At 37.0% G+C, this 21,101-nt stretch carries 20 protein-coding genes; 11 read left to right on the top strand and 9 right to left on the bottom strand.

All coding sequences use genetic code 11. The annotated features are described in order from the left end of the window. Positions 1 to 42 precede the first annotated feature (42 nt). Both ACHUFV_RS06165 and ACHUFV_RS06160 read right to left on the bottom strand, forming a co-directional pair. A complete protein-coding gene (locus ACHUFV_RS06165; protein WP_394232715.1) occupies positions 43 to 1,794 on the bottom strand; it encodes a B12-binding domain-containing radical SAM protein in 1,752 nt (583 codons plus the stop codon). A gap of 142 nt (positions 1,795 to 1,936) precedes the next feature. Then, the gene (locus ACHUFV_RS06160) at positions 1,937 to 2,983 is read right to left on the bottom strand and encodes an acyltransferase family protein (protein ID WP_394232714.1); all 1,047 of its coding nucleotides are present in this window, start codon (positions 2,981 to 2,983) and stop codon (positions 1,937 to 1,939) included. A gap of 495 nt (positions 2,984 to 3,478) precedes the next feature. Between ACHUFV_RS06160 and ACHUFV_RS06155 the strand changes: the two genes are divergently transcribed. Both ACHUFV_RS06155 and ACHUFV_RS06150 read left to right on the top strand, forming a co-directional pair. Continuing rightward, entirely contained in the window at positions 3,479 to 4,492 is a 1,014-nt protein-coding gene (locus ACHUFV_RS06155) for a 2-oxoacid:acceptor oxidoreductase family protein (RefSeq protein ID WP_394232713.1), read from the top strand. Next, the gene (locus tag ACHUFV_RS06150; protein WP_394232712.1) at positions 4,492 to 6,786 is read left to right on the top strand and encodes a thiamine pyrophosphate-dependent enzyme; all 2,295 of its coding nucleotides are present in this window, start codon (positions 4,492 to 4,494) and stop codon (positions 6,784 to 6,786) included. Before ACHUFV_RS06155 ends, ACHUFV_RS06150 begins: the two co-directional genes overlap by 1 nt. 96 nt (positions 6,787 to 6,882) lie before the next feature. On the opposite strand, the gene ACHUFV_RS06145 is transcribed toward ACHUFV_RS06150, so the two are convergent. Next, positions 6,883 to 7,164: an aspartyl-phosphate phosphatase Spo0E family protein gene (locus ACHUFV_RS06145; protein ID WP_394232711.1), complete on the bottom strand. Its 282-nt coding sequence runs from the start codon at positions 7,162 to 7,164 to the stop codon at positions 6,883 to 6,885. 218 nt (positions 7,165 to 7,382) lie between these two features. Here ACHUFV_RS06145 and ACHUFV_RS06140 point away from each other — a divergent pair, with 218 nt between their 5' ends. Next, on the top strand, positions 7,383 to 7,889 hold the full coding sequence (locus ACHUFV_RS06140) for a hemerythrin domain-containing protein (RefSeq protein ID WP_394232710.1): 507 nt from the start codon (positions 7,383 to 7,385) through the stop codon (positions 7,887 to 7,889). Positions 7,890 to 7,965: 76 nt separating this feature from the next. Here the strand turns inward: ACHUFV_RS06140 and ACHUFV_RS06135 are convergent, their stop codons facing one another. Both ACHUFV_RS06135 and ACHUFV_RS06130 read right to left on the bottom strand, forming a co-directional pair. After that, positions 7,966 to 9,198: an MFS transporter gene (locus tag ACHUFV_RS06135; RefSeq protein ID WP_394232709.1), complete on the bottom strand. Its 1,233-nt coding sequence runs from the start codon at positions 9,196 to 9,198 to the stop codon at positions 7,966 to 7,968. Positions 9,199 to 9,358: 160 nt separating this feature from the next. Next, positions 9,359 to 10,882: an ATP-binding protein gene (locus ACHUFV_RS06130; RefSeq protein ID WP_394232708.1), complete on the bottom strand. Its 1,524-nt coding sequence runs from the start codon at positions 10,880 to 10,882 to the stop codon at positions 9,359 to 9,361. A gap of 220 nt (positions 10,883 to 11,102) precedes the next feature. Here ACHUFV_RS06130 and ACHUFV_RS06125 point away from each other — a divergent pair, with 220 nt between their 5' ends. After that, positions 11,103 to 11,540, top strand: a complete 438-nt coding sequence (locus ACHUFV_RS06125) for a MarR family winged helix-turn-helix transcriptional regulator (RefSeq protein WP_394232707.1) — start codon at positions 11,103 to 11,105, stop codon at positions 11,538 to 11,540. A gap of 52 nt (positions 11,541 to 11,592) precedes the next feature. Here ACHUFV_RS06125 and ACHUFV_RS06120 read toward each other — a convergent pair whose 3' ends face one another. Beyond that, on the bottom strand, positions 11,593 to 13,734 hold the full coding sequence (locus ACHUFV_RS06120; RefSeq protein WP_394232706.1) for an ATP-dependent Clp protease ATP-binding subunit: 2,142 nt from the start codon (positions 13,732 to 13,734) through the stop codon (positions 11,593 to 11,595). Between the two features lie 178 nt (positions 13,735 to 13,912). Between ACHUFV_RS06120 and ACHUFV_RS06115 the strand changes: the two genes are divergently transcribed. Further along, on the top strand, positions 13,913 to 14,965 hold the full coding sequence (locus tag ACHUFV_RS06115) for a YkvI family membrane protein (protein ID WP_394232705.1): 1,053 nt from the start codon (positions 13,913 to 13,915) through the stop codon (positions 14,963 to 14,965). 27 nt (positions 14,966 to 14,992) lie between these two features. On the opposite strand, the gene ACHUFV_RS06110 is transcribed toward ACHUFV_RS06115, so the two are convergent. Together ACHUFV_RS06110 and ACHUFV_RS06105 are read right to left on the bottom strand one after the other, a co-directional pair. Then, positions 14,993 to 15,724 carry a hypothetical protein gene (locus tag ACHUFV_RS06110; RefSeq protein ID WP_394232704.1) on the bottom strand — a complete coding sequence of 244 codons (732 nt, stop codon included), beginning with the start codon at positions 15,722 to 15,724 and terminating at the stop codon, positions 14,993 to 14,995. Positions 15,725 to 15,812: 88 nt separating this feature from the next. Next, complete coding sequence (locus ACHUFV_RS06105; RefSeq protein WP_394232703.1) at positions 15,813 to 16,424, bottom strand: CPBP family intramembrane glutamic endopeptidase; 612 nt, start codon at positions 16,422 to 16,424, stop codon at positions 15,813 to 15,815. A 191-nt stretch (positions 16,425 to 16,615) separates the two neighbouring features. Here ACHUFV_RS06105 and ACHUFV_RS06100 point away from each other — a divergent pair, with 191 nt between their 5' ends. Next, positions 16,616 to 16,732 (top strand): DUF6254 family protein, encoded by a 117-nt coding sequence (locus ACHUFV_RS06100; protein WP_394232702.1) that lies wholly within the window; start codon positions 16,616 to 16,618, stop codon positions 16,730 to 16,732. Positions 16,733 to 16,907: 175 nt separating this feature from the next. On the opposite strand, the gene ACHUFV_RS06095 is transcribed toward ACHUFV_RS06100, so the two are convergent. Further along, complete coding sequence (locus ACHUFV_RS06095) at positions 16,908 to 17,096, bottom strand: YkvS family protein (protein WP_394232701.1); 189 nt, start codon at positions 17,094 to 17,096, stop codon at positions 16,908 to 16,910. A gap of 176 nt (positions 17,097 to 17,272) precedes the next feature. Between ACHUFV_RS06095 and ACHUFV_RS06090 the strand changes: the two genes are divergently transcribed. The 5 genes from ACHUFV_RS06090 to ACHUFV_RS06070 all read left to right on the top strand — a co-directional run bounded on the left by ACHUFV_RS06090 (position 17,273) and on the right by ACHUFV_RS06070 (position 21,083). Then, on the top strand, positions 17,273 to 17,467 hold the full coding sequence (locus tag ACHUFV_RS06090; protein WP_394232700.1) for a hypothetical protein: 195 nt from the start codon (positions 17,273 to 17,275) through the stop codon (positions 17,465 to 17,467). A 333-nt stretch (positions 17,468 to 17,800) separates the two neighbouring features. Then, positions 17,801 to 18,067: a phosphocarrier protein HPr gene (locus ACHUFV_RS06085; RefSeq protein WP_394232699.1), complete on the top strand. Its 267-nt coding sequence runs from the start codon at positions 17,801 to 17,803 to the stop codon at positions 18,065 to 18,067. Further along, positions 18,067 to 19,782 carry a phosphoenolpyruvate--protein phosphotransferase gene (gene ptsP, locus ACHUFV_RS06080; protein WP_394232698.1) on the top strand — a complete coding sequence of 572 codons (1,716 nt, stop codon included), beginning with the start codon at positions 18,067 to 18,069 and terminating at the stop codon, positions 19,780 to 19,782. Before ACHUFV_RS06085 ends, ptsP begins: the two co-directional genes overlap by 1 nt. Positions 19,783 to 19,931: 149 nt before the next feature. Beyond that, a complete protein-coding gene (locus ACHUFV_RS06075; protein WP_394232697.1) occupies positions 19,932 to 20,837 on the top strand; it encodes an NAD(P)-dependent oxidoreductase in 906 nt (301 codons plus the stop codon). A 63-nt stretch (positions 20,838 to 20,900) separates the two neighbouring features. Next, positions 20,901 to 21,083 (top strand): hypothetical protein, encoded by a 183-nt coding sequence (locus ACHUFV_RS06070; protein ID WP_394232696.1) that lies wholly within the window; start codon positions 20,901 to 20,903, stop codon positions 21,081 to 21,083. The last annotated feature ends 18 nt before the right edge of the window (positions 21,084 to 21,101 follow it).

Genomic DNA, 21,101 nt, shown 5'->3' with positions numbered 1-21,101 from the left:
TAATCTCAAAAAAGAGGGTGCAATGTGCACCCTCTTTTTTGATTAATTTGATAATGAAGCAGAATGGTTTTTTAATGAAATAAGTGTCGGTATATTGTCCTTTGGATCAAAATAAACGAATAACATATGCGGTTGACGATCAATCGTCCCATTGCGTATATATTGGTCGATATTAAATGAAATGGGCTCTAATATCGTATGCTTGAACAAATCCTTTTCTTCGAGCTCCAGGTTCGAGAGTAGGGAAGGATCATCGATAATTGTCTGATAAAAAGCAGATCTTTCATTTTTTGTGAGGGTAGGCTCCCACCATGGTTTTCGCGGTTTATATTTATGCTTGGCAAGATAATCGTACTTCATTAAGTCATAGATAATTTCTTTATCCTTTACTCCATATGATTGAAGAAATTCATCAAGTCTTTTAAATAAATCCTCTAATTGGTGCCCGATCTTTGACCATCCTTGTGCTTCCCAATAACTTCCAAAGTCTTGGAAAAAATCAAATGGCGAAGGAAAAACGGTGTTAACAAGATATTCCACAGTATAATCCATTCGATGATCGTTCCAATACTTTTCAAGTACATCTTCTACCTGCTTGATACGGATAATGTCATCAAAGGGAAGGACGCGATTTCCAAGTATTTCATATGGAGAATGATCACTATAGATATATTGGTATTCTTCTGCCCGAATCCGTAACCCTGTACCACGCAGCATTTTTAAAAAGCCAAGCTGCAATTCCTCCGGACGAAAGGCGAACACATCATTAAATGTTTTTCTAAATGATTGATAGTCTTCTTCAGGTAAGCCGGCAATTAAGTCTAAATGCTGATCAATTTTTCCACCTTCCTTGACAAGGGTAACAGTTCTTGCGAGCTTATCAAAATTTTGTTTCCGCTTGACTAGTTCATTTGTATAATCATTTGTTGATTGAACACCTATCTCAAAACGGAAAAGATTTGGAGGGGCTTCTTCATTTAAAAACTCAATGACTTCCGGACGCATAATATCGGCGGTAATTTCAAATTGAAAAACCGTTCCTGGCAAATGCTCATCAATTAAGAATTGGAACATATCCATTGCATAGCTTCTACTTATATTGAAGGTACGGTCAACAAATTTTAATGTTCTCGCACCATGCTTCATTAAATATCGGATATCATCTTTAATTTTTTCGCGATCAAAATAGCGAACACCCACTTCAATGGATGACAAGCAGAATTGACAGCTAAACGGACAGCCCCGGCTAGTTTCAATATAGGTTACCCGTTTACTAAGATGGGGAATATCCTCTTCAAATCGATAGGGTGAAGGTAATTCACGTAAATCAAGCTTATGAAGCGGATGGTTCATCTGTATCTGTCCATGCAATCGGTAGGCGATACCTGGGACCGTTTCAAATTGATTGGTTCCCTTTAATTCACCAAGCAGTGATTTAAAGGTTTCCTCGCCTTCTCCGATCACAATGAAATCAAATTCAGGGACAGCTTCCATCCATTCCTGAACATCGTATGAAACCTCAGGACCTCCGGCCATAATGGTAATAGACGGATTAATTTTTTTTATCATTCTCATTACTTTAATGGTCTCTTCAATATTCCAAATATAACAGCTAAATCCAATTACATCAGGCTTTTTACGGATAAGATCCGTTACGATATTCATGATTGGATCTTTTATTGTATATTCGGCCAATTCCACATCATACTCAGGCTGTGCATAGGCCTTTAAATAACGAATGGCTAAATTTGTATGGATATACTTAGCGTTTAACGTAGCACATATAATTTTCATACCCTTTATCTCCTTCAAAAAAATCTGTATTACTATTGTATCTGATAATCAAAGAAAAACGAAATTTGGTTAGAATGTCTTTTCCTTCAGCACAATAAAAAGCTCATCCGAACAATCGGAAGAGCTTTTTACGATCTTCTTCTTAATGGTGATTCAAGATTTTATTTCGATAAAACTTGATAATCCACCAAAACTCCTTTAGCAGCTCTTTTGTTTTTGATGTTTTTAGCTCAATAAGCGGCTGTGCAAAAGATGTAATGGTTTTACTGGAAAGAAGAAATGTCAATATGATCGAAATGCCAGCAAGAAGCAAAAAGCTTTCGCCATCCGTAAAGTAATCTTTTACATCACTTACCCGGAATAAGCGGATAAAGAAACCATGTAATAAATACACATAAAGCGAGTTCCTGCCGAGATTTGTGAAAAAATAGCGTTTAGTTGGAACAAGAGCAAAAAAACTAGCTACCATAATCATACTTAAAAGATAAACACAAAGTCGAATAAACATAGCGGTAATGGAATCAACGCCCAGTTCGGAATATGGTTTTGAACCTAATAACCATTCATACTCCAATTCTGGAAAAAGGTAAAAACCTGTAAAGACAATGAAAAAAACAATACAGGCGGTTAATTTTAATTTACCTTGTAATAACAGATAAAAGTGTTCCTTTTTTAAATAGTAACCAAGTAAAAACAATGGGAAGAACACAAAAGTTCTTGACAGACTTAGATAATTGGAAACAGAATCAGCAAAACCAATTAATAACGCTATAATTATGGTGATAGATAAAGAATACATCCAATGAAATCTAGTAAATCCATACAGCATGACATTCCAGAAAAACAAGCTGATTAAAAACCATAATGACCAATGCGGATCAAGTGGATTAATGGTTAACTCTGGTTCCTGATAGAGAAAATAGTAAAACAAGGAATATATCGTTTGAAAAACGAGATATGGCAATATCAGCTTTTTTGCTATTTTTATTACATACCCTTTTTTTCTAAATCCTTTAGCGAAGAATCCGGAAACTAAGATAAAGGCTGGCATATGGAATGTGTAAATCACTTTGTACAGCGAATAGATAATCTCGTTTTCTTCGATAAATGTTCTAAGCAGGTGGCCGAATACGACAAAGACGATCAAAATAAACTTTGCATTATCAAAATAAAATTCACGCTGTTTCATATAGTATACGAATCCCCCATTTAGGTAAACTCCAAATGTAATTTCTAACCATCATTCATATTAGCCAATAAGACAAAAAAATAGTAATCCATCCATGTTATAAATGAAAAAAACTAAACAAATTCTCTCATACAACAGAGAAAAAAACTATAAAAACAGCCATTTGTAACAAAATTATAAACTCCTCTAATAATTGTCATATGATAATAATTCCTATGTCAATGAATAATAAAATTGTAGTAAACTCTCCTGCCATTAAACATTTTACAAAAAAATAAAGGGACATACATTATTATTTTTGAAAAATGATTGATATTTGTCACAGCTAACAAAAAAAATTTCACTTAAAATAAATCTTGGTAGATTAAACCATTCGTTATCTTCGAAAATAGCTTTCTAGTAAATTACAGGAAACTGTTTTTGTATAAGTCTTTTGCTAAGGCAGAATCAAATCAATATGAATGGACTGTTATTGCCAATGGGAGGGGAAAAATAATGTCTATTTTACCAAAAAAGAATGATTTAGGATTTTTCGAAATTCGCTTAGAATCCATTGGGGGATTGGGTGCGAATTTGGCTGGAAAGATGCTCGCAGAGGCTGGAGTACTCGGCCTTGGATTAAACGGCTCTAACTTTGCTTCCTATGGTTCTGAAAAAAAAGGGTCGCCGGTTAAAAGCTTTGTTCGTTATTGTGATGCAGATGTAGAAATTCGCGCACACAGCCCGATTGAAGAACCGCATGTTGTTGGGGTTTTCCACGAAGCTCTGTATAAAACAGTAGATGTTGTCAGTGGATTGACTCCTGATGGAATTGTTTTGGTTAATACAACAAGAGAATTTGATGATGTAAAAAAAGATTTAAAATTGGAATATGGTACATTGGCAATCGTCGATGCCTTAGGAATTGCAGTTGAGGAAAAAACAAAGGTAAACACTGCTATGCTTGGTGCATTGTTTAAAATCTGTGACTTTCTAAACCCGGATGATATGCGTATGGTTATCCGTAAAACCTTTGAAAAGAAATATCCTCATTTAGTGGAGCCAAATATTCGAACATTTGATAGAGGCTATAATGAGGTGAGATTTAAAACGCTGGAAATACCAGAGGATGCTGAAAGTAAAGCATTTTCCCGGCCATTGTCACTACTTGGCTATAACACCCAGGAGATTGGCGGAACCATTACCGCTCAGGGAAACAGTATTCTGAAGGATTTAAGCGGTTCAAGACAAGGCTTTTTACCACAATATAATCGCGAAGAATGTATTCATTGTGCTCAATGTGATACCGTTTGTCCTGATTTTTGCTTTGTATGGGAAGCTGGTGAGGATAAGCGCGGCCGAAAACAAATGTTCCTTAAGGGGATTGACTATCAATATTGCAAAGGCTGCTTGAAATGTGTAGAGGCATGTCCGACAACGGCATTGAAGGATTTACGTGAAACCATTGGTTATGCAGAAGAAAATCGCGTAAAGCATAACTTTCCATATGTAACTGGGGGGGTAATGTAATGGCTATTAAAGAAGAAGAATTAAAAGTGATTTCATATGCTGATCAAACAACAACGTTTGAATCTGGAAATGAAATGGCTGCAATGGCAGCTGCACAAATTAATTATCACATTATGGGGTATTTTCCAATTACACCCTCAACAGAAGTAGCTCAGTATTTAGACCAAATGAAGGCTAGAGGAGAGCATGACATCCAATTAATTGCTGCAGATGGTGAGCATGGTTCTGCAGGAATTTGTTATGGTGCTGCGGTGACAGGTGCACGTGTGTTTAATGCAACAAGTGCAAATGGATTTTTATATATGATTGAACAGCTGCCCGTGCAATCTGGGACAAGGTTTCCAATGGTATTGAATCTCGTGACAAGGGCAGTGAGCGGTCCACTTGATATTCGTGGTGACCATTCTGATTTGTATTTTGGATTAAATACTGGCTGGGTCATTTTAACAGCAAAGACACCTCAGGCTGTATATGATATGAATATCATGGCCTTGAAAATTGCCGAGCATTCAAAAGTACGACTTCCGGTAATTGTTGCCTATGACGGTTTTTGGACATCACACCAAAAACGTAAGGTGAATTATTTTTCTGATCGTAAAGTGGTACAGGATTTTGTTGGGGAGTGTCCTGTAGAGTATAACTTTGCCCGTAATCCGAAACTGCCTGTAACAATCGGCGCACATATGGACGGCAAAGACTTGATGAACAACCGTTTCCAACAATCTGAGGCACTCTATGCAGCCGGTGAAGTATTCAAGGAAGTCGCAGCTGAGTACGCAAAATTATCAGGAAGAGAATATCCTGTTCTTGATTTATATAAAATGGATGACGCAGAAGTGGCATTATTTCTGCTAAATTCGGCTGCAGAGTCTGCAAAGGATGTCGTTGATAAATTACGTGCTCAAGGGATAAAAGCAGGTGTCATTAGTCCAAATATTCTTCGTCCATTCCCGGCTAATGAAATTCGTACAGCCTTAAAGAATGTAAAGGGATTGCTGGTTGGTGAGCGCGCAGATTCATTTGGTGCAAACGGAGCCAATTTAACACATGAAATTAAATCGGCTCTTCAATCAGATCGCGAGAACCAGACGATTGTCTTAAGCAGAGTTTTTGGCCTTGGTGGAACAGACTTCTACGCTGATGATGCTGAAAAGTTCTTTGAAATGACATTAGAAGCGGTTGAAAAGGGATATGCTGAAAAACCATTTGATTACTTTGGAGTTGTACCTGGTGATCCTGAAAAAGTGTTAAAGCCTGTTATCGAACCACAGCATGGTGATGTGTATAATTCTGGATTGATTGACGTAACACCGGATCCGGAGACACATAAACTAAAAGTGAAGATTCCACCGTTGCGTGCTTTAACAGAAAAACCAAAACGCCTTGGTTCAGGACACGGAGCTTGTCCAGGCTGCGGTATCTTTGGTGGACTAGAATTGTTCTTTAAAGGAATTGAAGGGGATGTAGTTGTTCTTTATCAAACAGGCTGTGCCTATGTAACGACAACAGCATATCCTTATACATCACATAAGCAAACGATGATCCACAATCTTTTCCAAAACGGTGCTGCCACACTGTCTGGTACTGTCGATGCCTTTCTTGAAATGAAGCGGCGCGGAGAAATTGAAGTATCCGAGGATGCTACTTTCGTTATGATTACAGGTGATGGCGGAATGGATATTGGTATGGGCTCTGCGATCGGAACAGCATTGCGCGGCCACCATCTAATCATGCTTGAGTATGATAACGAAGGTTACATGAATACCGGATCGCAAATGTCCTATTCAACACCATTAGGTCATATGACAAGTACAACAAATGTGGGCCGTGCACAAAAAGGGAAGAAATTCCATCATAAGGACACTGCGCAGATCATGGCTGCTACGAATATTCCTTATGTTTTTACTGGAACAGAAGCATTCCCGCAGGATTTAGTGAAAAAAGCAGCAAAAGCACAATGGTATGCAAAAAATGTGGGTACTGTTTATGGGAAAATTCTGATCGCATGTCCATTAAATTGGAAGTCAAACGACCGCGATGGAGAAAAAATTGTTGGAGCAGCAGTGAATTCATGTTTCTTCCCTCTCTATGAGGTAGAGCAGGGAGAAACAACCATTACGTATGATCCAGAAGCCAAGAAGAAACGGATTCCAGTGTCCGATTGGCTAGCGTTTATGGGTAAGACTAAGCATATGTTAAAGGAAGAAAATAAACATTTACTACAAGACTTTGAAGCGGAAATTGAAAGAAGATGGCAGATTCTTAAGGCCAAACACGAAAGTCCACTATTGTAGTAAAGTAAATTAAAAAAGTCGAGAATTTGATGAGTCAGTACATCAATTCTCGACTTTTTTTGGATGAAATGTAAAAGTGGGGGAATTCTTTATAGGTTATGAGGTAACTGCTATCTTTGACCATAGCAGCATATATTTTATCGTTCTTTTACTTTTTATTTCACCTCTTTGCCGCCGATTTTTGCGAAAAGAAGATTGATATTGGTAAATCAACTGATCTAATTCTTGGCTGCATTTTATTGTGTCATTATTAGTTAGACCTTTTTTTTGGGCTAAATCTATCATCTTTTCTCGTTTCTTTTGAATTTCAGTTAATATTGTCTTTTTCTTGTCTTGCAACGAACTTCCTCCTGCCCCAACAATTCTTCTATTTTTCATTTTTGTAAACTACCCTTGTTGAATTATTGCAATAATTTTCAATATTGTAAATAGAATCGCAATATTAGACATTTTTTTTAGAGAAAAAAAGTTTCGACAGGAAGGCAATTTTTGTGTGATAGTTATCACTACCAGAGTTAATCAAATTGTGTATATTTTATTACATGCTGAAGCATGAAAACTGCTGTACTGAAAGGGGAAACATTATGGAAGGGTGTATGAGTTCATTAATGGGAAATGGGCCGGTTGAGTTTAGCAGGGGCTTTGAAAAGCTATTGGAGGAGCATGTTGTCCTTAGGGAGCAATTAAATGAACTGCTACAAATGGTTCAATTACTGGATAAGCAAGATGAGAAAGCGGAAACGTTTGCTGCATTAACAGGAAAGGTCACTGCCTTTTATAAGGAACTGGAAACACACTCAGAGAAAGAAGAGAATGTTCTTTTTCCAATGCTTGAGAGTTATATCGGAAAAAGCGGTGGACCAATTGCAGTGATGGAATATGAGCATGAGCAGGCCAAGGCTTTGATTCAAGCTTTTCTAACAAGAGCTGTTAGAGGAGCAACTGATGAGGAAATACTTTCACATTCTATGCTTGTCAGCGAGGCTCATTCCCTTTTAATCTCCCATTTTATGAAGGAAGAAAATGTGTTATTTCCAATGGGAGAAAGACTTTTCAGTGATAGTGAGAAAGAAGAGCTATTTGTAAAAATAACGAAGCAGTGAATACAATGATCGAATTTTAAAGAGCCGAAGCGGATGATCCTCCTTCTTCGGCTCTTTTTGTTTTTACATTTATCTATTAAGCATTACTTGCAGCTTTCTTATCAGCCGGTAAAAGAAATGCAAGACCGCCCAGTAATGGTAAAAAGCCAGTAATGGTTAATGTTGTGAGAAGTCCAAAATGATCTGCAATGACGCCAAGTGCGATTGAACCAATAGCTCCCATTCCAAAGGCAAGCCCGACTGTCAGACCAGCCATCGTACCGATTTTCCCTGGAACTAATTCTTGGGCATATACAACGGTTACGGAGAAGCTCGACATCAAAATAAACCCAGTAACCAATAGTAAAATAAAGGCAATCGAAGAAGGGACATAGGGAATCAAAATTGAAAGTGGTGCTGAACCAAGAATGGATGCAATAATGACATTTCGTTTGCCTAACCGATCGGCCATTGGGCCACCGAAGAAAGTACCGAGTGCACCCGCAATGAGAAAGGCGAACAAATACATTTGTGCCTGTTGAATGGTCAAAGAGTATTTCTCTATCGCAAAAAATGTATAGAAATTTGTAATGCCCGCTACATACCAGGACCTTGCAAAAATTAAAAATAAAATAAGGACAACGGAAAATATCAGCTTTCTTGAGACTGATGTTGACTCCTGTCTGCCTGCTGTCCCCGCTGATTTTTCAATGAAATTAATCGCCTTTAGTTTCCGAGAATACCATATGGCAATATAACTTAACAAACCTACTGCAGCAGCAGCAACAATTGTAAACCAGGCAGCACCTATCTGACCATATGGAACAAGTATCAAGGCCGTAATTAGTGGAGCTAATGCCTGGCCGGAGTTACCCCCAACTTGATATATCGATTGAGCTAAGCCTCTTCGAGGACCTGCAGCTAAATAAGCAACACGCGATCCCTCCGGGTGAAAAATTGCTGATCCAAGTCCGATAAAAAGGACAGAAAGTAGCACCATACTGTAATTAGGAGCAAATGCAAGACCAAGTACACCTCCTAAGGTTGAAAACATACCAATGGGCAGTGCATAGGGGAGCGGTTTTTTGTCTGCAATGGCACCAATAAAGGGCTGCATGATGGAAGAGACGATATTTAACGAAAAGGCAATAAAGCCAAGCTGAGTAAAACTAAGATCCATTGATTTTCCCAAAACTGGAAACATCGCCGGGATTACCGACTGTATGGAATCATTCAATAAATGGCAAAGGCCCATAATCACCAATATATTATAGGTTGTTTTCGACTGACTTACCGTTTGAGCGAGAGATGTAGATGCCGATTGATTCAAAAAGATATACCTCCTCTACTGATACGTTATGAAAATAGGAAACTAATTAAGTTAAAGAACATTATATACTATTTATTGCATGCTAGGAAAAAAAAGGTATCAGACAAGGCGAGTAATCTGCGTCTTGTCTGATACCTTTTTAAAGCATCCGCCATAGGGATCAATTACCATCCATAATAGGAAGGTCATGTTCTTCTGTCACAGGAAGTGAAATGGTAACCGTTGTCCCTTTATTTATCTTACTGTCAATGGTAATTGTGCCTCCAAATGAATCAATGATTCTTTTGCAGACAACAAGTCCGAGGCCGGTTCCAGTTTCCTTTGATGTATAGAATGGTTTAAATAACTTTTTCATTTCTTTTGGTGAAATACCAATTCCGTTATCTATAATTGAAAGATGACATTCATTGGTTATAAGCTCAAGGTTAATGGTTAATTTTCCATCTGTTTTCATGGACTCAATAGCATTCTTACTAATATTAAGCATAACCTGTTTCATTTGATCTTTTGAACATGTAACGAAAATTGGATAATCCGGAATAGTAAATTCACATTCATGATGATGCCTTTTCGCTTCATAATGAATGAGAGGCATTAAATCTAACAGAATTTCATTTACATTAATGGAATCGGTTTTTACGACAGATGGCTTCCCTAAAATCAAAAATTCACTAACGATTTCATTAATACGATTAATTTCTTGATCGATTACGGTAAAATAGGTTTGATCTTTTTCCGAAGTATATTTTTCACTTAGTAATTGGACAAGCCCCTTGATTCCTGTCAGTGGATTACGAATTTCATGTGCAATACTTGCGGCAAATGTCCCAACTAATTCAAGCTTATGAAGGTCATTTTCCTTTTTTTGCTGTGCTGTTTGTCTTTGCAATAGAAAATGATAGGTTAAAAAGTATACAATATGGACTAGAATAAAGATTACTAGGGAAAAATTAATGATTTTCCAGCGAAGGGCCTGTTTGTCGGCATCCTGGATAATGACATTAATTTTCCAAGGAATTCTTTCAATGGGAAGGGAATAGTGCTCATGATTCTTCATACTATTTCCATTACCATTTACAAACATTATCGTTTTATTGGCTGAATTTGTAATGAAGAATTGATCATCAGGTGTTAACATTTCAGTCACATTTTGAATGTTGTCAGTGTTTAAATAGGCAACAATGATAAAAATAAGCTTCTGATTCTCATCTAGAACGGGCTTGGCAATACCAACCACATCCTGTCCATTTGATAACTTTTCACTTTGGTCAGAAATAATGGTATCTTTCGTACGAATAACCTCTTGTATATAGGTTTGGGACGATAGGCTTTTATCCTTTAACAGTAATGTGTTCCCGGCTAATGCATTGCCATTTGAATCTAATAAATAAATCCCGCTATACCGTGGGTCTGTTTCATTTGTTTCGTATAGGATGCCTTCCATTTGATTAGGCATCTCGCGTATGGATGTTGCAGTAACAGACAGCATATCCATGATTGTAACAGACTCACTAATTAGCGAATTCCAATGTTTTTCATGAATATCTGCAACCCATTTTGCATGCTGAATTCTTTCCGTTTTATCTTTTTCTTTAACCTCATTTGAATAATAAAAGGTTGTAGAAATAAGAGGCAGTAACACAATCATGATGTATAATATAGTTAGAATGCTTCTTTTTTTCATATACTGTAGGCTCCAATGTTGTACTTTTGGTATTATATCAAAATAATAACGAAGTATCGATAGGAGAATTAATAGTTACACTTTTCTAATATACTTTCAGGATAAATTGACATGGAATAGTCATTTTTTTATAATTAAGTTTTAAAGAGTGGGACTATTTTCTGTTTATACTTTATACTTTATTTATTACTATTACTATAATAAAAGGATAGGTTACACTATGGGAACTGAAAATGATCAATCATTAAAACTATTTATTGTTCTGTCGCGGGCATATCGCGCAGTAAATGAACATGTAAATAAACGAATTCAACGGTATGGATTAAATCCGACTGAATTTGCAGTGTTAGAATTGCTGTATCACAAAGGCGATCAGCCATTACAGCAGATTGGCGGAAAAATATTGCTGGCAAGTGGAAGCATGACGTATGTAATTGATAAATTGGAGAAAAAGGATTATATTACTCGGGTTGCTTGCGCAGAGGATAGAAGAGTTACGTTTGCTCGCATTACGGATCAAGGAAAAAAACTAATTGAGCAGGTTTTTCCATCACATCGAAATGAGATCGAACGAATTATGTCTGTACTTACAAGTGAAGAGCAGGAAACTGCCATAACCTTAATGAAAAAAATAGGGCTGTCTTTAAAAGAGTACTGATGGAGAACTAAAAAGGAGTCACGAGCTGTGACTCCTTTCTTGTTCTAAAAGGTTATTTTTCTTTAATGACAATTTGATCATCCAGAAGCAGAGCTTCCAGTTCAGCTTTTGATGGACTTTCTAAAATATAATCTGCAATTTTATCTTCTAATTTGTCTTGAATTACACGTCTTAAAGGACGGGCACCAAAGGTCTTATGGTAGCCAAGTTCAACCAGTTTTTCTTTTACATCATTTTTGACAGTTAGTGTATATTGCTGTTCCTTTAAGCTATCATTTAATTCTTCAAGCATGATGTCAACAATTTGCAGAAGATGTGTCTTCTCTAATGACTTAAATTCAATAATACTATCAAACCGATTTAAAAATTCAGGTTTAAAGTAATCACCAAGTGATTGTAAAATAGTTGATTCCTTTAATGCGCTATTATTGTTAAAACCAACTTCGATCATTCTGTCGCCGACTCCGGCATTACTTGTCATAATAATGACGGACTCATTAAAGCTAACTGTTCTGCCTTGGCTGTCAGTTAAACGACCATCCTCGAGAATTTGCAGGAACATATGAAGTACATCCGGATGTGCCTTTTCAATTTCATCCAAGAGTATAATGGAGTAAGGATTACGACGTACTTTTTCAGTCAGCTGCCCTGCTTCTTCATGACCGACATATCCAGGAGGTGAACCAATAATTTTAGCAACACTATGTTTCTCCATATATTCGCTCATATCAAGTCTAATCATGGCATCCTGGGTGCCGAATAATTCCTCAGCTAATGTTTTGGTTAGTTCTGTTTTTCCGACACCAGTCGGTCCAACAAAAAGAAATGATCCAATTGGGCGGTGTTTAGATTTTAGTCCTGCCCGGCTGCGTCTTATTGCTTTAGCTACTTTTTCTACAGCTTCCTCTTGACCAATGACTTTTGCAGCGAGGTTCTGCTGTAGTTCCTTTATTCTAACCTGCTCATCTGCCTGTAATTTTCCAACTGGAATCCCTGTTTTCTTTTCAATTATTTCTTGAATGTGGTGAACATCTACGATTGGACGGTCATGATGATTCGATGTGTTCAAGGCTTTTTCCAGTTGTTTCTCTTCTTCACGAAGCTTGGCTGCTTTTTCATATTCTTCTGCTTTTAAGACAGCATCTTTTTCAATTGCAATTTCCTTTAATCGATTATCAATTTCTTCTGTAGAAGTGTAGCTTGAAGCTAGGTTCAGCTTCGATCCAGCCTCATCAAGCAGGTCTATGGCTTTATCTGGTAGGAATCGATCCTGGATATAGCGATGTGATAGCTTGACACATGCCTCTAATGTCTCCTTTGTATAGGCTACGTTATGGAACGCCTCATATTTCGATTGCAGACCAGTTAAAATTTCGATTGCTGCTTCAACAGATGGTTCAGCTACTTGTACGGGCTGGAATCTGCGTTCCAGAGCGGCATCCTTTTCAATTTGACGATATTCCTTTAACGTTGTTGCGCCAACAACCTGCAGTTCCCCGCGGGCAAGAGCTGGTTTTAAGATATTCCCTGCATCCATTGAGCCTTCTGCAGACCCGGCACCAACAAGTAAGTGAATTTCGTCAATGAATAGAATGATATTCTTACGTTTTTGTAAATCATTGATTAGCTGCTTCATTCGTTCTTCAAATTGACCACGAATGCCTGTATTTGCTACTAATGATGCAACATCTAATAAATAGACTTGTTTGTTTTTTAATTTTGCGGGAACCGAGCCCTCTTCAATCTGTAAGGCAAGTCCTTCGGCAATTGCTGTTTTTCCTACCCCTGGTTCTCCTATTAGAACTGGGTTATTTTTATTACGACGGTTGAGAATCTCAATCACTCGAGCAATTTCTTCATCCCGGCCAATAACAGGGTCAATTAATCCTGCTTTCGCCATTTGATTTAAATTACGCCCAAATTGATCCAGAAACCCACCTGCTGAATGATTAGAGGAATGTAACTGAAAGTCTTGATGATTTGGGTTTTGCTGCTGATGAATAGTAGAAAATAAATCATCGATTGGCATTTCATTAAATCCTTTTAGTCCATGGAATGGGCTAAAGTTCGCGGCGATTTTTTGTTTTTGGGATTCATAGCAAGTCTGGCAGAGATGCATCTGCTTTTCCTTTCCATTAAATACTAATCTCATATTGATATTTGCGATACGCTGCTCACAATTTTGACAAAGCATAAACATTCTCCTTTCAATTTGACTTTGACTATCTTTGACCTTTGATGATTTGATTATACTCTGACCAATTTTGACTTTCAAGAGGTTTGCATAATAATTTGTGGATTTTTGTCAATCCAATTTCAGGAAGGCATAGTTTGTCCTTTCCATCATATAGTGAATGAAGGGAGGGAGTCATTTGAAGACAAATTGGGGAGCAGCTGTCCAAATCGCCGCCGTTTATGTAGGGACGGTAGTAGGAGCTGGCTTTGCAACAGGAAGGGAAATTGTGGAGTTTTTCTCCAGATTCGGTTTTATAGGATTAATAGGTATGTTGATGTCAGGTTACATTCTTATCTTTTTAGGTTCTAAGTTAATGGTGATTTCAGCACGAATTAACGCGGTGTCCTATGAAGAATTCAATGAATATTTGTTTGGAAAAACGTTAGCAAAAGTGATCAATTTATTATTATTAATTATGCTGCTTGGAGTATGTGCTGTGATGCTCTCAGGGGCAGGTGCTGTATTTGAAGAACAGCTTGGGTTATCGAGAGTACTTGGTGTTCTTATAACAATCATCTTATCAATCTTTGTTATGTTAGTGGGAATTAAAGGCCTGTTTGCGGTAAATACGTTTGTTGTTCCGCTAATGATATTATTTAGTTTGATATTAATGGTATGTTCATTACGAATTCCTAACTTCATGGAGCAATTATTATATATTCCGTATGTAAAGGATGGCTGGTCAGCAGTTGCTTCCCCATTTTTGTATACCGCTTTGAATTTATCACTGGCCCAGGCAGTACTTGTGCCTGTAGCATCTGAGGTAAAAGATGAACGAACGATTAAATGGGGAGGAATACTAGGAGGTGCTGCATTAACAGCTATCCTAATTGCCGGGCACTTCACTTTAATCATGCTGCCTAATTTTTCCTCATATGAAATTCCTATGGCAATCATTATGAAAAATTTAATACCAGGTTTACATTGGATCTTTGTCTTGATTATTTATGGGGAAATTTTCACTTCTGTGATTGGAAATGTTTTCGGTTTGGAAAAACAATTAAAGCAGTACTTACCTTTCCCAAAAATGGTCATTGTAGCGGGCATTTTTATTGTTTCATATTTGTTAAGTCTAATTGAGTACAGTCGGCTTCTTTCCTATTTATATCCCTTATTTGGATATGTCAGTTTAGTGTTTATTATCTTATTGTGGATGAAACCGGAGGATAATCATAATAAGGGTGTCTAGGAGACACCCTTAAAGTTAATGAGTCTATTATTCAACTGCTTTTCCAGCTTTAATCGTTTTTGCCATTTGCAGCAGAGCATCTCGGTGATCAGACTGCTCTGTTGTAAATAGAGTTAATTTGACAATGGCTTCTTCTTGTTTAATTAAATAGGCAGTTACGATTTCTCCGTCTTTTGAGGCTTCTAGAACTGTTGCATCTTTTAGCATATCATCTGCAGGTGGAGCAATGTTTTTAACATCTTCATTAACAACTTTAAGCTGTGCTGTTGTATTTTCTTTTAACGATGTAATATCAGTGTTGGGTGATAAAAGTTCAATTCTCATAAAAACATGATCATTTTCTTTTAAGAAAAGAGAATCCTTGTAAGGCTCCTCTGCTGTTAATTCATATGCAGGCAGAATGTAAATAGAGAAATCCTGGTTTTCGCTATTGGTAAACACAGCAGTTTCTTCTTTTTCCTCTCCATTTAACGTATACACGAGCTTCTGATCATTTGGAAGCTGATCCTCTGTTATTCCGTTATTATTGTTTCCAGCTTCACTTTTATTTTGCTCCAGTTCATTCTTTTGTGATGGCTCATTCGTTTTATCATCTTTTTCAATATGGTTATCATTTGTTTCGACTTGCATATCTTGTTCCTTAGCCGGTTCAGAATTGTTTGCTGTATCAGTTGTGTTCTCCGAACCAGATGTCCCGCAAGCAGATAATAACAGTGAAAGAACTCCTATTATCATAAAGAATTGTATGAATCGACGCATATGTATGCTCCTCCCTCAGTATGTATAAAGTTTCATCCGATGTGTAATAAGCTTATCGGCACAGCTTCATGTTACCTTACTTCTTTTATTAACGGAATGGCAAAAGAATAAAAATAAGAACATCAAAGGTCAAATGTGATACAACGACCAATGATAAACTTTTTTTCCACGCATAGAGAGCACCCCAAAATAATCCTGCAAAAAGTGCTGCTAATATATGGATAAAATAGCCTGAATAGATTTGAATAGACGCGTAAAATACAGAAGCTAACAGGACGCTGTATTTTACATTCATTAATTTGGACATTCTTTTTTGCATAAATCCACGCCAAAACAGCTCTTCTCCAGGAACAATAAAGAGTAAAAGAACAATATAGTGCCAAATTTGTTTTGGCGCAAAATGTAAGTAAAGCCTTGAAACTTCTTGATTAAATGGTAAATGAAAAAAGTGAATAAGGAAATTACCTGTCCAAAAAAACGCAAAGAGAATAAGACCGGAGAGGATTCCATAAACACTGAATGTTAAAAAAGATGCCTGTTGATCAGATTTTTCATGAAGGATAGCATAACTCATTAAGATTAACATCGTTGCTGTGAACATATACCAAAAAATTGCTTTATCTTGAAAAGTTATATACATAAAAAAATGGGCAAGAATTAAACCAAATAGGATGCGGTAATCGATCGTAATTTTTCTCACATCAAGGCTCCTTTCATATTGACCTCCATTATTTTACCAAAAATAACGCAGTGTGGGTAGAAAAGGGATAGAAAGAGTTACTATTCTTTCGTTGCTGCCTTTGCGTGATAAATTAGGACATAAAAGCAAATGATAGTGATAACAACAGCGAAATTTTACGTTGTTGGAATATGAATAAAGGGGAGTTCAAAATGACTAGGGCAAAAAGGGAGAAAGAAAGAGCATGGACCGTAAGAAAGCAAGATCAAAATCCTCACGGGAAAGTCAAATCATTTAAGGAATTGGCAAATAAAGGGGAGGAATCCTAATCGCATCTGCAAGGAATATACAGCTAAAGATCTGATAGGCTTGTTCCACGATTTTTATTAGAACATCATGTCAATCCTCCTGCATATAAATCGGAAATTAGCAGGAGGATTAAGTCAACGAAGTAAATAAAAAAAATGAAAACATTTTCATTTCATTGAACGAAAATTCTGAATATCAACTCACTGATTCCTTAATAATCTTATAGTTTTTATGATTTACGACGGTTCGTGCATCTAATTCTAGGTTTCGAAAGTTTTGCATATAGGTTAAGTCCACAATAACGGAATTTTCATTTACCTTTTCAACAATTCCCTGTAATCCTTCTTTGAATTCAATGATATTGCCAACCTCTGCTATTCTCAAAATTGTTATCTCTCCTTCATTTACGAATTTACTACCTATTTTGCCTTACTTTTTATTATTCGTAAAGGATTTTTATTCCTTTTTACATTGATTTTATTTAATTATATTTCTATGATAATGATGTTCGAAATGACCATACGATTATTTCTTAATTTTAACTAGATGGAGTGAATCAAATGACTGCTGAAGAAGTGTCTCAAATTTTAGATGGATTAAGGAACGGAGAACTTAGTGAGTTTATGGTTAAGAAAGAAGATTTCCTAGCTTTCCGGCAGGTTATAGTGCAACGAGATGATTTTAAACATTTCCGAGGAATTGCGCAAAGGGGCGGTGACGTTTTATATCATTATTTAGAAGAAGCGAGAAGTTAACAGGCTATTATAGTTTTTCCATATTATACAGCATATGAAAGCGGTTTAATAATTGAAAATTAGAACATGCATCAAAAAGCTTTATAGCTTTTGTTGAAAATGCTATCCTACTACAAGGAGATGTTCAGTATAGTTAAATAATATAATAAAAGGGGATACATTAATTTTACAGGAGTAAAATTAGTATGGTGCATAATACTAAATAGGAAATTACGTGTATAGTTTGCTCTGTAACAAAAGAATATGATTATCCCTTTGTTATTCAAGAATAGCAACAGAACCATTTGCCCTGACATCTTAAATTTATCTTTTTAAGAAGGAGATTGATTTTATATGATAGAAAAACAATTTAAAGTGATTGCTGAAACAGGGATACACGCACGTCCTGCTACAATGCTTGTGCAGGCTGCGGGTAAATTTGATTCCGAAATTCATCTTGAATATAAAGGGAAAAAGGTCAATTTAAAATCCATTATGGGTGTCATGTCCTTAGGGATTGGAAAAGGAGCGGATATCACCATTTTTGTTGATGGCAAGGATGAGGAATTCGCATTAAATTCGTTAATAGAAACTTTACATAAAGAGGAGTTGGCAGAATAATGAGCTTTTTAAAAGGTATTGCTGCGTCAAGCGGAATAGCAATTGCAAAAGCCTACCGTTTAGTTGAACCGGATCTTTCATTCGAAAAGACAGTCATTACAGATGAAGGACAAGAAATCAAGCGTTTGCAGGATGCTATTGCCATTACGAAGACTGAGCTTGAAGCTATTCGTGAAAAAGCAAATGTAGAACTTGGTGCAGATAAGGCTGCTATTTTTGAAGCACATTTGCTTATTGCAAATGATCCAGAATTAATTAACCCAATTGAAGATAAAATTAAAACTGATAAAGTGAATGCAGAACATGCTTTAAAAGAAGTTACAGATATGTTTATTTCCATGTTCGAACAAATGGATAATGAATATATGAAGGAAAGAGCTGCAGATATCCGTGACGTTAGAAAACGGATGCTTTCTCACTTATTAGGAGTTAAGATCGTCAATCCTAGTATGATCTCAGAGGAAGCCATTATTGTAGCGGAGGATTTGACGCCTTCAGATACAGCACAGCTTAATCGTAAATATGTTAAAGCCTTTACAACCAATATTGGCGGACGTACTTCACATTCTGCCATAATGGCTCGTTCAATGGAGATTCCGGCTGTTGTTGGAACTAAAACAGCAACAAAGGATATTCAAAATGGTGATGTAATCATTGTAGATGGTTTAAAAGGTGAAGTTCATGTTAATCCAAGTGAAGAAGTAATTGAACAATATAAACAAGAGCAGATTCGCTACGAAGAACAAAAAGCAGAATGGGCAAAGCTATTACATGAAAAAACAGTTTCAGCTGATGGTGAACATGTGGAGCTGGCTGCGAATATTGGAACTCCAAATGATTTAGAAGGCGTTATCAACAATGGCGGTGAGGGAATCGGCCTATACCGTACTGAATTCCTTTATATGGGCAGAAATGAACTTCCATCAGAGGAAGAGCAACTTGAATCCTATAAGGCTGTTCTTGAAGGAATGCAGGGAAAACCAGTTGTTGTAAGAACTCTTGATATCGGCGGTGATAAGGAACTTCCATATCTAGACTTACCAAAGGAAATGAATCCATTCCTTGGATTCCGTGCGATACGACTTTGTCTAGAAGAACAGGATATTTTTAGAACTCAATTACGTGCCTTATTACGTGCTAGCTCCTTTGGTAACTTAAAAATTATGTTCCCGATGATTGCCAACTTAGATGAATTCAGGGCTGCAAAATCTATTTTAGAAGAAGAAAAGCAAAAGCTTATCAGTGAAGGTGTTACAGTTTCAGACAAAATCGAGCTTGGCATCATGGTGGAAATTCCTTCAACAGCTGTAATGGCAGATCAATTTGCAAAAGAAGTTGATTTCTTTAGTATTGGAACAAATGACTTAATCCAATATACAATGGCTGCAGACAGAATGAATGAGCGGGTTTCTTACCTCTATCAACCATATAGTCCGGCTATTTTAAGACTAGTTAAGATGGTTATTGACGCAGCTCATAAGGAAGGTAAATGGGCAGGAATGTGCGGCGAAATGGCAGGAGATGAAACAGCGATACCATTACTACTTGGTTTAGGTCTTGATGAGTTCTCCATGAGCGCAACTTCTATCCTAAAAGCCCGTTCTCAAATTCTACGTCTTTCTAAGAAGGAAATGGAAGAGTTAGCGCAAAAGGCTCTACAAATGAGTACAACAAATGATGTAATTGAAGCAGTGAAAGCGGCTATTGAAAAATAGTACTTTATAGTTATAGCGTAATGAAAAAATTTATCTAATTTCCAACCGACTGAAATACCAGTCGGTTTTTTTCAATTGGTTCGTTTATTGAATAGGGCAAAAGAGTACATGAATGTTCCTCTCCTTTAAATAGTAATGATACAATAGAAATGAGTTTTGAAAGGAGAGATAAAGAAGTGTTGACACCAGAAAATACGATAATCGGATTTATTGGAACAGGTGTAATGGGTAAAAGTATGGCGGGCCACCTTTTAGCAGCAGGCTATCCTGTCATCGTATACAACCGTACAAAGGAAAAGGCGGAGGAACTGTTACAAAAAGGGGCAGACTGGGCGGATTCGACAAAAGAAATAGCTAAAAAAGCGAATGTTATTTTTACAATCGTTGGGTATCCACAAGATGTTGAACAGGTTTATTTGGGTGAAGAAGGTATTGTTACACATGGGAAATCAAATACATATGTGGTTGATATGACAACGTCAACTCCTACATTAGCTGAGAAAATCTATCATGCAGCAAAGGAAAAGGGCATGTATGCTGTAGATGCACCTGTTTCCGGCGGAGATGTAGGTGCAAAGGAAGCAAGACTTTCAATCATGGTTGGCGGTGAAAAGGAAGTATATGAAGCATTACAGCCGCTGTTTAACCATCTAGGTACAAATATTGTCTACCAAGGAAAGGCAGGTGCAGGGCAGCATACAAAAATGTGTAATCAAATTGCTATCGCCTCCAATATGATTGGCGTCTCTGAGGCAATTGTTTATGCAGAAAAAGCTGGTCTTGATCCAGATGTCGTATTAAAGAGCATATCCTCCGGAGCCGCAGGAAGCTGGTCATTATCTAATTTGGCACCAAGGATGATAAATGGGGACTTTGAACCGGGGTTCTTCATCAAACATTTTATTAAGGATATGACAATTGCGCTTGAGGAGGCTGATGCAATGGGAATGGAGACACCAGGGCTTGCTTTAGCGAAAAAAATGTATGAAACACTTGCGCAAAATGGAGAGGAAAACAGCGGAACACAAGCGCTATATAAATATTGGCAGCAATAATATTGCATAAAGAGCTGCCTTGGAATCAACACTAATCGTGTATGATACAAGGAGGTTCTAAACATGGCGAAGAAAAATAAAAAGAATGACCCACAGCAAAAAAACAAAAAGGGCTTTGACTCAGCTGTAATTAATCAAGAGTTTGCCCATGAATTTGGCAGTACCGATACAAATAAGATTCACAGTGATAAAGCAAAAAAGGAAAAGGCATCAAAAAATGCCGGCAAATATAAAGGCGGTTTATAGAAAAAAGACAAAAGTGCA

It is taken from the genome of Niallia oryzisoli (assembly GCF_043641075.1).
Lineage (GTDB): Bacteria > Bacillota > Bacilli > Bacillales > Cytobacillaceae > Bacillus_BD > Bacillus_BD oryzisoli_A.
This window is presented reverse-complemented; position numbering and strand designations above follow the sequence as displayed.

Bases quoted from the DNA above. Each gene is read 5' to 3' on its own strand.
- ACHUFV_RS06155 (WP_394232713.1), top strand. From the start codon at position 3,479: ATGTCTATTTTACCAAAAAAGAATGATTTAGGATTTTTCGAAATTCGC.
- ACHUFV_RS06090 (WP_394232700.1), top strand. From the start codon at position 17,273: ATGACTGCTGAAGAAGTGTCTCAAATTTTAGATGGATTAAGGAACGGA.
- ACHUFV_RS06150 (WP_394232712.1), top strand. From the start codon at position 4,492: ATGGCTATTAAAGAAGAAGAATTAAAAGTGATTTCATATGCTGATCAA.
- ACHUFV_RS06145 (WP_394232711.1), bottom strand. From the start codon at position 7,164: ATGAAAAATAGAAGAATTGTTGGGGCAGGAGGAAGTTCGTTGCAAGAC.
- ACHUFV_RS06160 (WP_394232714.1), bottom strand. From the start codon at position 2,983: ATGAAACAGCGTGAATTTTATTTTGATAATGCAAAGTTTATTTTGATC.
- ACHUFV_RS06140 (WP_394232710.1), top strand. From the start codon at position 7,383: ATGAGTTCATTAATGGGAAATGGGCCGGTTGAGTTTAGCAGGGGCTTT.
- ACHUFV_RS06125 (WP_394232707.1), top strand. From the start codon at position 11,103: ATGGGAACTGAAAATGATCAATCATTAAAACTATTTATTGTTCTGTCG.
- ACHUFV_RS06110 (WP_394232704.1), bottom strand. From the start codon at position 15,724: ATGCGTCGATTCATACAATTCTTTATGATAATAGGAGTTCTTTCACTG.
- ptsP (WP_394232698.1), top strand. From the start codon at position 18,067: ATGAGCTTTTTAAAAGGTATTGCTGCGTCAAGCGGAATAGCAATTGCA.
- ACHUFV_RS06100 (WP_394232702.1), top strand. From the start codon at position 16,616: ATGACTAGGGCAAAAAGGGAGAAAGAAAGAGCATGGACCGTAAGAAAG.
- ACHUFV_RS06085 (WP_394232699.1), top strand. From the start codon at position 17,801: ATGATAGAAAAACAATTTAAAGTGATTGCTGAAACAGGGATACACGCA.
- ACHUFV_RS06120 (WP_394232706.1), bottom strand. From the start codon at position 13,734: ATGCTTTGTCAAAATTGTGAGCAGCGTATCGCAAATATCAATATGAGA.
- ACHUFV_RS06130 (WP_394232708.1), bottom strand. From the start codon at position 10,882: ATGAAAAAAAGAAGCATTCTAACTATATTATACATCATGATTGTGTTA.
- ACHUFV_RS06070 (WP_394232696.1), top strand. From the start codon at position 20,901: ATGGCGAAGAAAAATAAAAAGAATGACCCACAGCAAAAAAACAAAAAG.
- ACHUFV_RS06165 (WP_394232715.1), bottom strand. From the start codon at position 1,794: ATGAAAATTATATGTGCTACGTTAAACGCTAAGTATATCCATACAAAT.
- ACHUFV_RS06075 (WP_394232697.1), top strand. From the start codon at position 19,932: ATGAGTTTTGAAAGGAGAGATAAAGAAGTGTTGACACCAGAAAATACG.